Raw genomic sequence first — 13,837 nt, 5'->3', positions numbered from 1 at the left:
ATGTTCCAGCGCTGTCGCATGCCCGCGCCCGCGTCCCCGGCCGCCACCACGGCCGTCCGGGCCGCCGTCACGACCACCCCGGTCGACGCCACGGCCGCCCCGGCCACCACGGCGGCCGTCCCGGCCCAGATCCCGGCCACCCTGGCCACCGACGAGGCCGGGAGGGCCTTCACATGATCCTGCTGCTGTCGACGTCCGACACCGACCTGCTCAGCGCCCGGGCCTCCGAGGGCCCGGTGCGCTACCGGCTCGGCAACCCGGCCCGGCTCACCCCCGAGGACCTGCCCGCGCTGCTGGAGGGCACCGAACTCGTCGTGGTCCGCCTGCTCGGCGGCCGCCGCGCCTGGCAGGAGGGCCTGGACGCGCTGCTGGCCGGCCCCCGCCCGGTGGTGGTGCTGACGGGTGAGCAGGCCCCCGACGCCCAGCTGATGGAGCTGTCCACCGTCCCGGCCGGCATCGCCGCCGAGGCGCACGCCTACCTGGCCCACGGCGGCGCGGCCAACCTGGCCGAGCTGGGCTCCTTCCTCTCCGACACGGTGCTGCTGACCGGCCACGGCTTCGCCCCGCCCGCCTCCGCCCCCGCCTGGGGCCCGCTGGAGCGCGAAGCCCGTACGAACGAGGGCCCGACCGTCGCGGTGCTCTACTACCGCGCCCACCACATGAGCGGCAACACCGCCTTCGTGGAGACGCTCTGCCGGGCCGTCGAGGACCAGGGCGCCCGGGCCAGGGCCTACTACTGCGCCTCGCTGCGCGGCGCCGAGCCCGAACTGCTGGCCGCGCTCGGCGAGGCCGACGCGATCGTCACCACCGTGCTCGCCGCCGGCGGCACCCGCCCGGCCGACGCCCAGGCCGGCGGGGACGAGGAGGCCTGGGACGCGGGCGCGCTGGCCGCGCTCGACCGCCCGATCCTCCAGGCGCTCTGCCTCACCTGGTCGCGCGCCCAGTGGGAGGCCAGCGACGACGGCCTGTCCCCGCTGGACACCGCCACCCAGATCGCGGTGCCGGAGTTCGACGGCCGCCTGATCACCGTCCCGTTCTCCTTCAAGGAGCTGGACGAGGACGGCCTCACCGTCTACGCCGCCGACCCGGAGCGCGCCGCCCGCGTCGCCGGCACCGCCGTCAAGCACGCCCGGCTGCGGCACGTCCCGGCCGCCGAGCGCCGCCTCGCCCTGGTGCTGTCCGCCTACCCGACCAAGCACGCCCGGGTCGGCAACGCCGTCGGCCTGGACACCCCGGCCAGCGCGGTGCGGCTGCTGGAGCGGCTGCGTGCGGAGGGCATGGACCTGGGGGAGGACCTCCCTTCCTTCCACGACGAGGACGGCGGCCACGAGGGCGACGCGCTGATCCACGCCCTGATCGCGGCCGGCGGCTACGACCAGGACTGGCTCACCGAGGACCAGTTGGCCCGCAACCCGGTGCGCATCCCCGCCGCCGACTACCGCCGCTGGTACGCCACCCTTCCGCAGGGCCTGCGCGAGCAGGTCGAGGAGCACTGGGGCCCGGCGCCCGGCGAGCTGTACGTCGACCGTTCGCAGAACCCGGACGGCGACATCGTGCTGGCCGCGATCCGCTCCGGGAACCTGCTGGTGCTGATCCAGCCGCCGCGCGGCTTCGGCGAGAACCCGGTCGCCATCTACCACGACCCCGACCTGCCGCCGAGCCACCACTACCTGGCCGCCTACCGCTGGATCGAGGCCGCCCAGGAGGACGGCGGCTTCGGCGCCCACGCGGTGATCCACCTCGGCAAGCACGGCAACCTGGAGTGGCTGCCCGGCAAGACCGCGGCGCTGTCCGCCGAGTGCGGTCCGGACGCCGTCCTCGGCGACCTGCCGCTGGTCTACCCCTTCCTGGTCAACGACCCGGGCGAGGGCACCCAGGCCAAGCGCCGCGCCCACGCCACCCTCGTCGACCACCTCGTCCCGCCGATGGCCCGCGCCGACTCGTACGGCGACATCGCGCGCCTGGAGCAGCTGCTGGACGAGCACTCCAACATCGCCGCGATGGACCCGGCCAAGCTGCCGGCGATCCGCGCCCAGATCTGGACCCTGATCCAGGCCGCCAAGCTCGACCACGACCTCGGCCTGGAGGAGCGCCCCGAGGACGACGGCTTCGACGACTTCCTGCTGCACGTCGACGGCTGGCTCTGCGAGGTCAAGGACGCCCAGATCCGCGACGGCCTGCACGTCCTCGGCCAGGCGCCGGCCGGCACCGACCGGGTCAACATCGTGCTGGCCATCCTGCGCGCCCGGCAGATCTGGGGCGGCGTCAGCGCCCTGCCCGGCCTGCGCGAGGCGCTCGGCCTGGACGAGGCGGCGCTGACCCTCGGCGCCACCGACGCGGCCGAGGCCGAGGCCCGCGCCCTGGTCGAGGCGATGGAGGCGGAGGACTGGGCGCCCGAGGCGGTCGAGAAGGTCACCGCCGGTCTGCCGGAGGCCGTCCAGGAGCCGGTCCGCGAGGTGCTGGCCTTCGCCGCCACCCAGGTGGTGCCGCGACTGGCCGCCACCACCGACGAGCTGGACGCCGTGCTGCACGCGCTCCAGGGCGGCTTCGTCCCGGCCGGCCCGTCCGGCTCGCCGCTGCGCGGCCTGGTCAACGTGCTGCCGACCGGCCGCAACTTCTACTCCGTCGACCCGAAGGCCGTCCCCAGCAAGCTCGCCTGGGAGACCGGCCAGGCGCTCGCCTCCTCGCTGGTCGAGCGCTACCGCGCGGACAACGACGGCGCCTTCCCGCCCTCGGTCGGGCTCTCGCTCTGGGGCACCAGCGCGATGCGCACCGCCGGCGACGACATCGCCGAGGCCTTCGCGCTGCTCGGCGTCCGGCCGGTCTGGGACGACGCCTCCCGCCGGGTCACCGGCCTGGAGCCGATCCCGCTGGACGAGCTGGGCCGCCCGCGCATCGACGTCACGCTGCGCATCTCCGGCTTCTTCCGGGACGCCTTCCCGCACGTCGTCGCCCTGCTGGACGACGCGGTGCGCCTGGCCGCCGCCCAGGAGGAGTCCGCCGAGTCGAACTACGTGCGCGCCCACGTCCAGGCCGACCTCGCGGTGCACGGCGACGAGCGCAAGGCCACCGTCCGCGTCTTCGGTTCCCGCCCGGGCACCTACGGCGCGGGCCTGCTCCAGCTGATCGACAGCCGGGACTGGCGCACCGACGCCGACCTGGCCGAGGTGTACACGGTCTGGGGCGGCTACGCGTACGGCCGCGGGCTGGACGGGCGCCCGGCGCGCGAGGAGATGGAGACCGCGTACAAGCGGATCACCGTCGCCGCGAAGAACACCGACACCCGCGAGCACGACATCGCCGACTCGGACGACTACTTCCAGTACCACGGCGGCATGGTGGCCACCGTGCGCGCCCTCACCGGCAAGGCGCCGACCGCCTACATCGGCGACTCGACCCGCCCGGAGACGGTCCGCACCCGCACCCTGACCGAGGAGGCCGCCAGGGTCTTCCGCGCCCGGGTGGTCAACCCGCGCTGGATCGAGGCGATGCGCCGCCACGGCTACAAGGGCGCCTTCGAGATGGCCGCGACGGTGGACTACCTGTTCGGCTACGACGCCACCACGGGCGTGGTCGCGGACTGGATGTACGAGAAGCTGACCCAGGAGTACGTCCTCGACCCGGTCAACCGGGAGTTCCTCGCGGGCGCCAACCCGTGGGCGCTGCACGGCATCAGCGAGCGGCTGCTGGAGGCGGCGAGCCGCGGGCTGTGGGAGCAGCCGGACCCGGAGCTGATCGAGCAGCTGCAGGCCGCGTTCCTGGAGACCGAGGGGGACCTGGAGGGCGACGAGGGCTGAGGCCCCGACCCCGCGCGGGGCGGGCCGGCTTCGCTTCCGGCCTGCCCCGGCTCGGCTCCCGGCCTGCCCTTGCTCGGCCTCCGGCCTGCCCCGTATCACCCGCGGCTTGCTCCGGGATCGCTGCCGGGTCGCCAGTTCGACCGGGGCCACTGGTTCCGGAGATGGTGTCCCCGTCACCCGTTCGGCCGAGCAGCGCACTGGTGGTGTACGCCCTTCCAGCGGACAATACGGGTCATGTCGCGTCGCTCCGCTCCCACCACCCCGGTCCTGAGCACGCCCGTCGGCGAGGAACGGGAGCCGCGTCCGCCGCACCGGTACCGCGCGCGGACCGGTGCGCTGGCGGCCGGGGCGGTTCCGGTGCTCGCGTTCCCCGCGCCCGGGCAGGCCTGGCTGGCCTGGATCGCGCTCGTCCCCGGACTGCTGCTGTTGCAGCGGGCGCCGTCGGGCCGCGAGGCGGCGGTGCGCGGCTGGTGGTTCGGCGCGGGGTTCATCCTGACCGCGATGTACTGGCTGGTCCCGTCCGTCGGGCCGGGGCTGCCGGTGCTCGCGGTGCTGTTCGGGGCGCTCCAGGCCGGCGTCGGGTACACCGTGCACCGGCTGCTGCGCCCCCAGCTGACCGCCCGTCGGGCACTGCTCGCGCTCCTGGTCGTGCCGGCGGTCTGGGTGACCACCGAGTACGCGCGGTCCTGGCCCGCGCTCGGCGGGCCGTGGGCGCTGCTCGGCGCCACCCAGTGGCAGCACCCGGCGATCCTCGGGCTGGCCGCGGCCGGCGGGATCTGGCTGGTCAGCGCGGCGGTGGCGGCGGTGAACACCGGGGTGCTGATCGCGCTGACCGGGGTGCACTGGCGGCCGCGGGCCGTCGCCGCCGGGTCCGTCGTGCTGGTGCTGGCCTGCGGCCCGCTGCTGTTCGCGCTGCGCGAGGCGCCCGCCGGGGACGGCGCGGTGACCGTGGCGCTGGTCCAGCCCGGCATCGTGGAGGACCCGCAGGCCCGGTTCGAGGCGAGCGCGCGGATCACGGCCGCACTGGTCGGGCAGCCCGTGGACCTGGTCGTCTGGGGCGAGAGCAGCAGCACCGCCGACCTGGACCGCGACCCGGCCGCCCTGGACACCCTGCGCCGACTCGCCGCGACCACCGGTGCCGAAGTCGTCGCCGGGGAGGACACGCGCAAGGCGGACGGGCGGATCTCCAAGGACGCGGTGCTCGTCTCCCCCACCGGCGTGGTGGACCGCTACCGCAAGATCCGGCTGGTGCCGTTCGGCGAGTACATCCCGCTGCGGCCGGTGCTCGGCTGGATCGCCGGGGTCAGCCGCGCCGCGGGCGAGAACCGGGCGCCCGGCACGTCCTTCCACGTCCTGCCCGCCACCGACCGGGCGGGCGGGCCGCTGCCCGTCGCGGCGCTGATCTGCTTCGAGTCGGCCTTCCCCGACATGGCCCGCACCGCCGCCCGGGACGGCGCCCGGGTGCTGGTCTACCAGTCCTCGACCTCGACCTTCCAGCGCACCTGGGCCCCCGAGCAGCACGCCTCGCTGGCGGCGATCCGGGCCGCCGAGACCGGCCGGCCGGCCGTCCAGGCCTCGCTGACCGGGGTCTCGGCCGCCTTCGACGGCCAGGGCCGGGAACTCGCCCGGCTCGGCACCGACGGCACCGGAGCGGCGACCGTCCGGCTGCCGCTCACCGCGCCCGGGACGCTGACCTGGTACGACCGGATCGGCGACGTGGTGCCGCTGGGGGCGCTGGTGGTCACGGCGGGCGCGGCGGGCACCGCCGCGGCCGGGTGGCGCCGCTCGCGCGTGGTCCGGCGTTCCGGTCAGCCCTCGGTACCGGCGGTGTAGACGCCGAACGCGGCGCCCTGCGGGTCGCGCAGCACGGCGATCCGCCGGCCGCCCGGCAGACCGGTCGCGGGCATCAGCACGTCCCCGCCGAGTGCCGCCGCCCGGCTGACGGTGTTGTCGACGTCGGCGGCCGCGAAGTACGGCAGCCAGTGCGGCGGCACCTGGGGCGGGAAGCGGTTGTCCATCGTCAGCATGCCGCCGAAGTCCCTTCCGTCCAAACCCCATTGGGGGTAGTGCTCGGACGGCGCGACGGACCAGCCGAAGACCTCCGGGTAGAAGTCGAGCGCGCCGGAGGGGTCGCGGGTGAGCAGTTCCACCCAGCCGAGCGCGCCGGGCTCGTTGAACACCCCGGCACCCCGGAAGGCGCGGGCCTGCCAGAGGATGAACACCGCGCCGGAGCGGTCGGCGGCCACCGAGAAGCGGCCGAGGTCGGAGACGTCGGTGGGGTCCTTCAGGATCCGGCCGCCCGCCTCCTTGATCCTCCCGGCGGTGGCGTCGGCGTCGGCGACCGCGATGCAGACCGTCCAGGCGATCGGCTGCTGCGGGGCGTAGCGCGGGGTGATGGCGGAGGCCGGGGCGCCGTGGACCAGCATCTGGGTGTAGTCGCCGTCCCCGGGGCGGGCCGTGTCGTCCACCTGCCAGCCGAGGAGCTCGGTGTAGAACACCCGGGCCGCGGCCGGATCGGAGGTGCCCAGCTCGGTCCAGCAGGGGGCGTTGGTGGTCACGGAGGTCTGCTTCATGACGTCTGTCCTCGCAGCTTGCTCGGGAACTCCCGGTTGTTCGGCGCCTCGGCCCCCGCACCTCGTGCCCCAGCATGCGGGGCGGGGCGGAGCTTGGCGGGCGGGGGTGGGCCGAACGGGGTGCGGCCGCGAACAGATGACAGCTGACAGATTTCGAAATCTGTCAGCTGTCATCTGTTATCTGTTATCTGTTAGCTGTTACCTGTTCGCCGTCAGCTGTCGGCTGTCATCTGTTGGCTGTTCGCCGCCAGCTGCCAGCTGCCGGCCCTCGGCGACCGCCGTCCGTCAGCCGCGGACCGCCCGTGACACCGGGATCCACAGCTCCGCCTCGGCATCGGCCGTTCCCGGGACGAACCGGGTCTGGAGGATCTCCGGGCCCGGCCGGGCCTCGTACGGGTTGGACGGGAACCACTGGCCGGCCACGTCCGCCCACATCTCCTGCAGGGCCTGCGGGAACGGCCCGGTGTTGGTGAACACCGCCCAGGTGCCGGCCGGGACGTCGAGCACGTCCAGGTCCGGCGGGACGGCGACGCCCTCGCGCGCCACCACCGCGTGCCAGTAGTCGAGTTCGGACCCCTCCTCGCGGTTCGGCGAGAGGTCGTCGCTCACCGCCACGATCCCGGCCGGGTCGTCCCCGGACAGCGCCGCGATCCGCTCGATCCGCTCCTTGCCGAGCCCCTTGACGAACTCGGCGATCCCCGGGTTGATCCCCAGGTAGACCAGGGTGACCCGGGCCTTCTTGCCGACGATCCGGAAGTCCGGCTTCTCGACGATCCGGTATTCCATACTGCTGCTTCCCTCCACGACGAGTCGGAAGGACATCCGGGGCTGGGAGACGAGCACCGCACCGTCGCGCCGGGCGTCCCCCGGCCCGACCCCGTGCATGGCCCGGAACGCCCGGGCGAACGCTTCCCCCGAGGAGTACCCGTACCGGACCGCGATGTCGAGCAACGTCCGCTCGCCGTCCAGGACTTCGGCACCGGCGACGGTGAGCCGCCGGCGCCGGACGTACTCCGACAGCGGCATCCCGGCGAGCATCGAGAACAACCGCCGGAAGTGGTACTCCGACGTCATCGCGATCCGCGCCAGCTCGGCCACGTCGACCTCGCGGTCCAGCCCGTTCTCGATCCGGTCCATCGCCCGGTTCAGGTGCTCCAGCACGCCAACCCCGTCCTTCCCTTACTGACTTCACCGTAGAAAGGACCCACCCTGCCGCACCCGACAATCGGTGCCCGCTCCGGTCGGGTCCCGATGGCCGGGACTCCGATGGCCGGGTCCCGATGGCCGGGTCCCGGTGGCCAGGGCCCCGGTGGCCGTCAGCGGCTCAGATCAGGCCCTGGGCGAGCATCGCGTCCGCGACCAGCTCGAAGCCGGCGATGTTCGCGCCGACCACGTAGTTGCCCGGGTGGCCGTAGCGCTCGGCGGTGGTGAAGCAGGACTCGTGGATGTGCTTCATGATCCCGGCCAGCCGCTCCTCGGTGTGCTCGAAGGTCCAGGAGTCGCGCGAGGCGTTCTGCTGCATCTCCAGCGCGCTGGTCGCGACACCGCCCGCGTTCGCCGCCTTGCCCGGACCGAAGGCCACCCCGGCCTCCTGGAACACCCGCACCGCCTCCGGGGTGGTGGGCATGTTCGCGCCCTCGGCGACGGCCAGCACCCCGTTGCGCACCAGGGCCAGCGCGTCCGCCCCGGTCAGCTCGTTCTGGGTGGCGCAGGGCAGCGCGACGTCGCAGGGCACGCTCCACACGCCCGGGCCCTCGACGAACCGGACGTGGCTCCCGCGCAGTCGGGCGTAGTCGGAGACCCGGCCGCGCCGGACCTCCTTGACCTCCTTGAGCAGGTCGAGGTCGATGCCCTTCTCGTCCACCACGTACCCGGAGGAGTCGGAGCAGGTGAGCACGGTCGCACCCAGCTGCTGCGCCTTCTCGATCGCGTAGACGGCGACGTTGCCGGATCCTGAGACGACCACCCGGCGCCCGTCCAGGCCCTCGCCGCGGCTCTTCAGCATCTCGGAGGTGAACATCACGCAGCCGTAGCCGGTGGCCTCGGTACGGACCCGCGCGCCGCCCCAGCCGAGACCCTTTCCGGTGAGCACGCCGCTCTCGTACCGGTTGGTGATCCGCTTGTACTGGCCGAAGAGGTAGCCGATCTCCCGGCCACCGACGCCGATGTCCCCGGCCGGCACGTCGGTGTACTCGCCGAGGTGGCGGTACAGCTCGGTCATGAAGGACTGGCAGAACCGCATGACCTCGGCGGCCGAACGGCCCTTCGGGTCGAAGTCGGAGCCGCCCTTGCCGCCGCCGATGGGCAGACCGGTGAGCGCGTTCTTGAAGATCTGCTCGAAACCGAGGAACTTGACGATCCCGAGGTTCACCGAGGGGTGGAAGCGCAGCCCGCCCTTGTACGGGCCGAGGGCGCTGCTGAACTCCACCCGGAAGCCGCGGTTGACGTGGATGTCGCCGGAGTCGTCCGTCCACGGCACCCGGAACATCAGCTGCCGCTCGGGCTCGCAGATCCGCTCGATGATCCGGGCGTCGAGGAGTTCGGGGCGGTGCGCGAGCACCGGTGCCAGGGTCTCCAGCACCTCGTGGACGGCCTGGTGGAACTCCTCCTCGCCCCGGTTGCGGCGGACCACGTCCGCGTAGAGCGCCTCGATCGCGCGCCGTTCGGCTTCGAAGGAGGAGCCGGCGTCGAATGAGGAGAAGGAGGAGGAGAAGGGGCGGGGGCTGGCGGGGGTCGTCGGCATCTGGTGGGCCCTTCCGTGGTCGTCGATGGGCGTGCGCGATGTCCCGGCGGGCCTGAGGGACGTGCCCAGGGAAACGGGGCAAGTCTCGCAATGTCCACACCGCGGGTCCCGCACCATCCACATGTTGGAAGAGCCGCGGGGAACAGGCGGGGCTGACGGGGTGTTGTGCGCCTCCGTGATCGAGTCCGGTCCCACCCGGCTCCAGTTGTTCAAATTGGAACTACCTAGTACGGTCGACCTCCGATCCACGCCCGATCCGCAACGATCCACCCCCGAACCACGGAGGCCCACCCATGCCGCAGCCCGGCTCCGCCACGGTGCGCTCGCGTGTGCGCATCCCGCTGACCTTCCCCGACGGCTACCGGGCCGAGGCGGATGCCTTCACCTTCCACGGCCTCGCCGACGGTGCCGAGCACCTCGCGCTCGCGCTCGGCACCGTCCCCGAGGGCGGGACACCGCTGGTGCGGCTGCACTCCGAATGCCTGACCGGCGACGTCTTCGGCTCGGACCGCTGCGACTGCGGTCCGCAGCTGCGCGAGGCGGTGGAGCGGATCAGCGAGGCCGGCGGGTACCTGCTCTACCTGCGGCAGGAGGGCCGCGGCATCGGGCTCTACAACAAGCTGGACGCCTACGCCCTCCAGGACTCCGGCCTGGACACGTACGACGCCAACACCGCGCTCGGACTGCCCGAGGACGGCCGGGACTACACCGCCGCCGCCCAGATGCTCGCCGCACTCGGCGCGACCGGCATCGACCTGCTGAGCAACAACCCGGACAAGGCGGCGCAGCTGGCCGAACTGGGGATCGTCGTACGGCACCGGGTGCCGACGGGGGTGCACCTGTCGGCGAGCAACGTCCGCTACCTGCGGGCGAAGGTGGAGCGGACGGGGCACTCGATCGAGCTCTCCCGACTGGTCGGCTGACGGGCGCGCCCGCCCGTCAGCCCGTCCATCACCTACCGCGCCCCGCCCGCCTCCCGACCGTCCGCAGCCCCGCGTACGCCGCCAGCGGCAGCGCCACCAGCAGCGCGGCCCAGAAGGCCCCGCGCCCCCACAGCCCGGCGATCGCCCGGAACGGCCCCTCCAGCACCGGAATCCGCAGCGCTTCGACCGGCCCCAGCGGCCCCGGCCAGGCCCCCAGGAACAGGGTGGCCGGGATCCAGAGCGCGAACAGCCCCCGGGCGGTGGCCGGCGTCCCGAGGGTGCTCACCAGCGACACCACCGCCAGCAGCAGGACGAATCCGGCCTGGTAGGCCGCACCGGTCTGCCCCGTCCCCCAGGAGGCGGGCGTCCGGTGCACCCCGGTGGCCGCCAGTCGGACCTCGACCGCCGCCCACAGCAGCAGCACCAGCACCGCCGTCGTCCCGAGCGCGAACCGCAGCCGGTCGCGGGTGCCCGCGCCGCCCGTCCGCCACCGCCCGGACGGCGCGCCCGCCGACCGCCCGGCTGCGGCGGCCGACCGTCCGGCGGCGGTGGCCGTCCCGGACGACCGTGCCGCGCTCCGCGCGTCCAGCCGCCGCCAGGCCTCCCGGACCTGCCTGCGCGCCTCCTGGGCCGGCTTCAGCAGCCGGTTCGAGGCCCGCTCGACCAGGACGAGCGAGACCACGATCGCGACCACGGCCGCGATGCCCGCCCAACTCCCCATCCCCCCTTCGAACACGACCACCCGCTCGGCCACCGACGGCGGCGTCTCCAGCGCCGTCATCGGCGGCCCGAGCCGCAGGTAGCCGATGGCGACGGCCCCGGCCCCGGTCAGCAGCGCCGTGCCGACGCCCACCCGGGCGGGGAAGAAGGCGATCACGGCGGCCGCGACGAGCCCCGCGCCGAGCTGGCCCACCACCTGCCGGGCCGCGTGGTCGCCCGCCTTCCGCAGCGGGCCGCCGAACACGCCGGTGGGCGAGATGTCGAGCTTCTCCCCCGCCTCGACCGGGTAGCGCAGCACCGCCCCCGCCCACAGCAGCAGCCCGAAGGCGAGGAGCAGCAGCACGACCGCCCCCGCCCGGCGCGGCAGCGCGGTGCGGGCGTGCGGCCACCAGGCCGCCAGCCGCCCCCGCCAGTCCACCGGCGGCCGTCGGCGCCGGTTGCGCCACAGCAGGGCCACCCGCCCCTCCTGTCGCACCCCGCCTCCGGCCCCGGCCTGCGGCTCGGGCCGCTCGGGCCGTCCCCGGCCGCGCCGCCGCAGCGCCTCCGCCGCGACCAGGGCCGCCCGCCCGCCGGGCTGCGCCGGATCCGCGCCCACCGCCCGGCGCCGCAGCGCGGACCAGCGGCGCCGCACCACGTCCCGGGGCGTGGCCGCCGCCGGGTCGGGCGCCGGTCTGCGGGCCACCGTCCGTACGACGGTGCGGGCGCCCGCGCCCGCCGCCAGCGCGCCGTCCACGACCGTGGCGGCCACCACGGCGGCGAGTTCCGCGACCCGCTCGGGCAGCGGCAGCCGGTGCAGTGCGGCGGGCAGCGGCGAGAGCCGGCCGAGCAGCCGCGCGCGCTCCTCCGGCCGGATGCTCAGCCAAACCGCCTGCCGGTGCGCCTCCTCGCGCTCCTCCGGGCTGAGCCCGTCGCCGCCGCGCCGGCCGCCGCCGACGGTGCGGGCCAGCCGGTCCACCTCGGCCAGCACCTCCGGCAGTCCGGCCAGCGCGAGCAGCCGCGAACAGTGCTCGCCCGCGCACTCGGGATGGAAGCAGTCGTAGCGGGCGACCACGGCCGGCGCCCCGCCCCGGACCAGTTCGTCGATGAACTCGGCGCCGTCCGGTTCGGTGACGACGCGTTCCAGCCCGGGGGTGTCGATCGGACGGTCGCGGTAGTGCGGGACGGCGCCCGGAACGAAGGCGGCGCCCATCGCGAGCACCGCGACCGCCGCCACGGGCTCGCGCCGGGAGCCGGGCGCCCGGGCCACCTCGGAAAGGTAGTGCAGGTCGAAGACGGTGTCCTCGACCTCGTCCCGCAGCCAGTCCCGCACCCGTTCCGCTCCCCCGGTGGAGAGCCAACGGGCCGCCGCACCGGAGTTCTTGAGCAGCGCCTCGGTGAGCCGGACCGGGTCGGTGAACGGGTTGCCGAGGAAGGTGACCGGCCGGTGCGCCCGGGTGTGCGCCTGCGGCCGTCGGCGGATCACCTCGGGGGTGCCGCCGGCCAGCCAGCTGCGGACCTGCGGAGCGGTCCAGCGGTCCTCCGGCTTCTTGGTGAACAGGCCCTGGAGCAGCAGCAGTTGGCGCGGGTCCCGGACGGCGCTGAGGTCCACCTCCTCGCCCATGACCAGTTCCAGCTCCAGCTCCTGGTCGGCCGGGCGCTCACCGTCCGCGCCGACGAACCGGGGGCGGCCGACGAACAGTTCGTACAGCACGTTGCCGAGCCCCCACCAGGGCCCGGCCTGGTGGTTCTTGCCGGCCAGCTGCTCGGGGGCCATGTAGGCGACGGTGACCATCATCGCGGAGCTGAACCGGCGGCTGTCGGTGAGCCGGTCGACGCCGCCGAAGTCGGCGATCACGAACTCGCCGGCCCCGCTGCCGGGGCGCACCAGGATGTTGGCGGGCTTGAAGTCCAGCGGGTTGCGCTTGATCCGCCGCTGCCAGAAGTCGAGCAGGGCGACGAGCTCGTAGACGATCTGCTCGGTGGTCCGCCGGTCGCCGTGCCCGCCCGCCCGCCACAGCCCGGCGACGTGCGCGGCGAGGGTGACCGGCAGGTACTCCATGGCCACCCAGTCGACGTGGGCGCCGTGGTGGCGGACCCGGCCGAAGTCGATCAGGTGCGGGACGTGCCGGCGGAAGCCGTCGTTGCGCAGGTGGACGAGCAGGTCGTGGTCCATCGGCTGGCCGGCGACGGCCACCTTGACGGCCGCGTCGCCGCCGCCGTCGGTGCGCCGGACGTACCAGACGGTGCCCTCGGAGCCGGCCCCGGCCCGGCCCAGCGGGATGAAGCGGCTGCGCAGGGCGTCCGGGAAGGCGCCCTCGAACGGGCCGTCGGCGCCCGGCACGTCGCCGTACCCGCCCTCGGTGCCGTCCGGTCCGCCGGCTACCGCTCCGTCCCGCGCTCCGCCGGACCCGCCGACCGGAGCGGGGCCGCCGGGGCCGATGCCGTCCAGCCAGGAGCGCGGGCCGGCCGCTGCCCCGGAGCGGGGCCGGACGACCTCGGTCACCGCCTCCGGGTCGATGGGGTCCGAACCCCCCAGCCGTCCGGGGTCTCCCGGCTCGGAAAGCCCACCCGGTCGGCCCGGTCGGAGTTCCGTGGGCGCGTGGGGATCGAACCGCGGCTCGGCGCCGGATGTCCGGCGCGTCGCGGCCTCCGGGTCGAAGCGCGGCGGGGCGGCGGGCGCCCGGCGGGTCGCGGCCCGCGGGTCCACCCGGGTCGGCGGGTCCACCGGGGGCGGGCCCGATCCGAGCCGGGACGGCCGGGCCGGGCCGGAGTCGGAGCCGTGCCAGCGCCCCCGCGACCACCGTTCCACCCTGCTCCGCGGCGGATTCCCCGGCTCGGCCCCGGCGGCCGACCGGGGCCCCGGCCCGTGCCGATCGCCCTCGGCCGGGACCGCGTCCTCCGTCGTGCCCATGCGACGTTCCCCTCCCCCGCGACCCGGACCGGCGCGGGCCGTGACCGTGGGCGCACCGATGCCGGGGTGGATTGTGACGCGTCATCATCCCGCACGTGGGACGCGGGTGTCGGCCGCTTTTCCGGATCAGGACCGCCCTATCGCAGGACCGATACGCAAGCGTGTCCGCGGCGGGGAACCGGGCGCCGTCG

8 protein-coding genes are annotated in these 13,837 nt (G+C 74.9%); 4 read left to right on the top strand and 4 right to left on the bottom strand.

What is annotated here, in order from left to right:
• The 3 genes from ACZ5GH_RS29855 (at position 1) to lnt (ending at position 5,630) form a co-directional block, all read left to right on the top strand.
• The gene (locus ACZ5GH_RS29855; RefSeq protein WP_387756690.1) at positions 1–177 is read left to right on the top strand and encodes a hypothetical protein; all 177 of its coding nucleotides are present in this window, start codon (positions 1–3) and stop codon (positions 175–177) included.
• A complete protein-coding gene (gene cobN / locus ACZ5GH_RS29850; RefSeq protein WP_464335826.1) occupies positions 174–3,797 on the top strand; it encodes a cobaltochelatase subunit CobN in 3,624 nt (1,207 codons plus the stop codon). Before ACZ5GH_RS29855 ends, cobN begins: the two co-directional genes overlap by 4 nt.
• Positions 3,798–4,031: 234 nt before the next feature.
• Entirely contained in the window at positions 4,032–5,630 is a 1,599-nt protein-coding gene (gene lnt, locus ACZ5GH_RS29845; RefSeq protein ID WP_464335825.1) for an apolipoprotein N-acyltransferase, read from the top strand.
• Here lnt and ACZ5GH_RS29840 read toward each other — a convergent pair.
• From ACZ5GH_RS29840 to gdhA, 3 genes are all read right to left on the bottom strand, one after another.
• The gene (locus ACZ5GH_RS29840; RefSeq protein WP_464335824.1) at positions 5,606–6,370 is read right to left on the bottom strand and encodes a VOC family protein; all 765 of its coding nucleotides are present in this window, start codon (positions 6,368–6,370) and stop codon (positions 5,606–5,608) included. The genes lnt and ACZ5GH_RS29840 overlap by 25 nt on opposite strands.
• A gap of 285 nt (positions 6,371–6,655) precedes the next feature.
• On the bottom strand, positions 6,656–7,531 hold the full coding sequence (locus ACZ5GH_RS29835) for an AraC family transcriptional regulator (RefSeq protein WP_387756694.1): 876 nt from the start codon (positions 7,529–7,531) through the stop codon (positions 6,656–6,658).
• Positions 7,532–7,694: 163 nt separating this feature from the next.
• Positions 7,695–9,113: an NADP-specific glutamate dehydrogenase gene (gene gdhA, locus ACZ5GH_RS29830; protein WP_464335823.1), complete on the bottom strand. Its 1,419-nt coding sequence runs from the start codon at positions 9,111–9,113 to the stop codon at positions 7,695–7,697.
• 293 nt (positions 9,114–9,406) lie between these two features.
• Between gdhA and ACZ5GH_RS29825 the strand changes: the two genes are divergently transcribed.
• Positions 9,407–10,036: a GTP cyclohydrolase II gene (locus ACZ5GH_RS29825; protein WP_464335822.1), complete on the top strand. Its 630-nt coding sequence runs from the start codon at positions 9,407–9,409 to the stop codon at positions 10,034–10,036.
• Positions 10,037–10,064: 28 nt separating this feature from the next.
• Here ACZ5GH_RS29825 and ACZ5GH_RS29820 read toward each other — a convergent pair whose 3' ends face one another.
• Positions 10,065–13,238 (bottom strand): protein kinase domain-containing protein, encoded by a 3,174-nt coding sequence (locus ACZ5GH_RS29820; protein WP_464335821.1) that lies wholly within the window; start codon positions 13,236–13,238, stop codon positions 10,065–10,067.
• Positions 13,239–13,837 lie beyond the last annotated feature (599 nt).

The organism is Kitasatospora sp. Xyl93, assembly GCF_055383135.1.
The sequence above is the reverse complement of the archived record's forward strand: the minus strand, read 5'-3'. Positions and strand labels throughout refer to the sequence as shown.

Bases quoted from the DNA above. Each gene is read 5' to 3' on its own strand.
- ACZ5GH_RS29855 (WP_387756690.1), top strand. From the start codon at position 1: ATGTTCCAGCGCTGTCGCATGCCCGCGCCCGCGTCCCCGGCCGCCACC.
- cobN (WP_464335826.1), top strand. From the start codon at position 174: ATGATCCTGCTGCTGTCGACGTCCGACACCGACCTGCTCAGCGCCCGG.
- lnt (WP_464335825.1), top strand. From the start codon at position 4,032: ATGTCGCGTCGCTCCGCTCCCACCACCCCGGTCCTGAGCACGCCCGTC.
- ACZ5GH_RS29840 (WP_464335824.1), bottom strand. From the start codon at position 6,370: ATGAAGCAGACCTCCGTGACCACCAACGCCCCCTGCTGGACCGAGCTG.
- gdhA (WP_464335823.1), bottom strand. From the start codon at position 9,113: ATGCCGACGACCCCCGCCAGCCCCCGCCCCTTCTCCTCCTCCTTCTCC.
- ACZ5GH_RS29825 (WP_464335822.1), top strand. From the start codon at position 9,407: ATGCCGCAGCCCGGCTCCGCCACGGTGCGCTCGCGTGTGCGCATCCCG.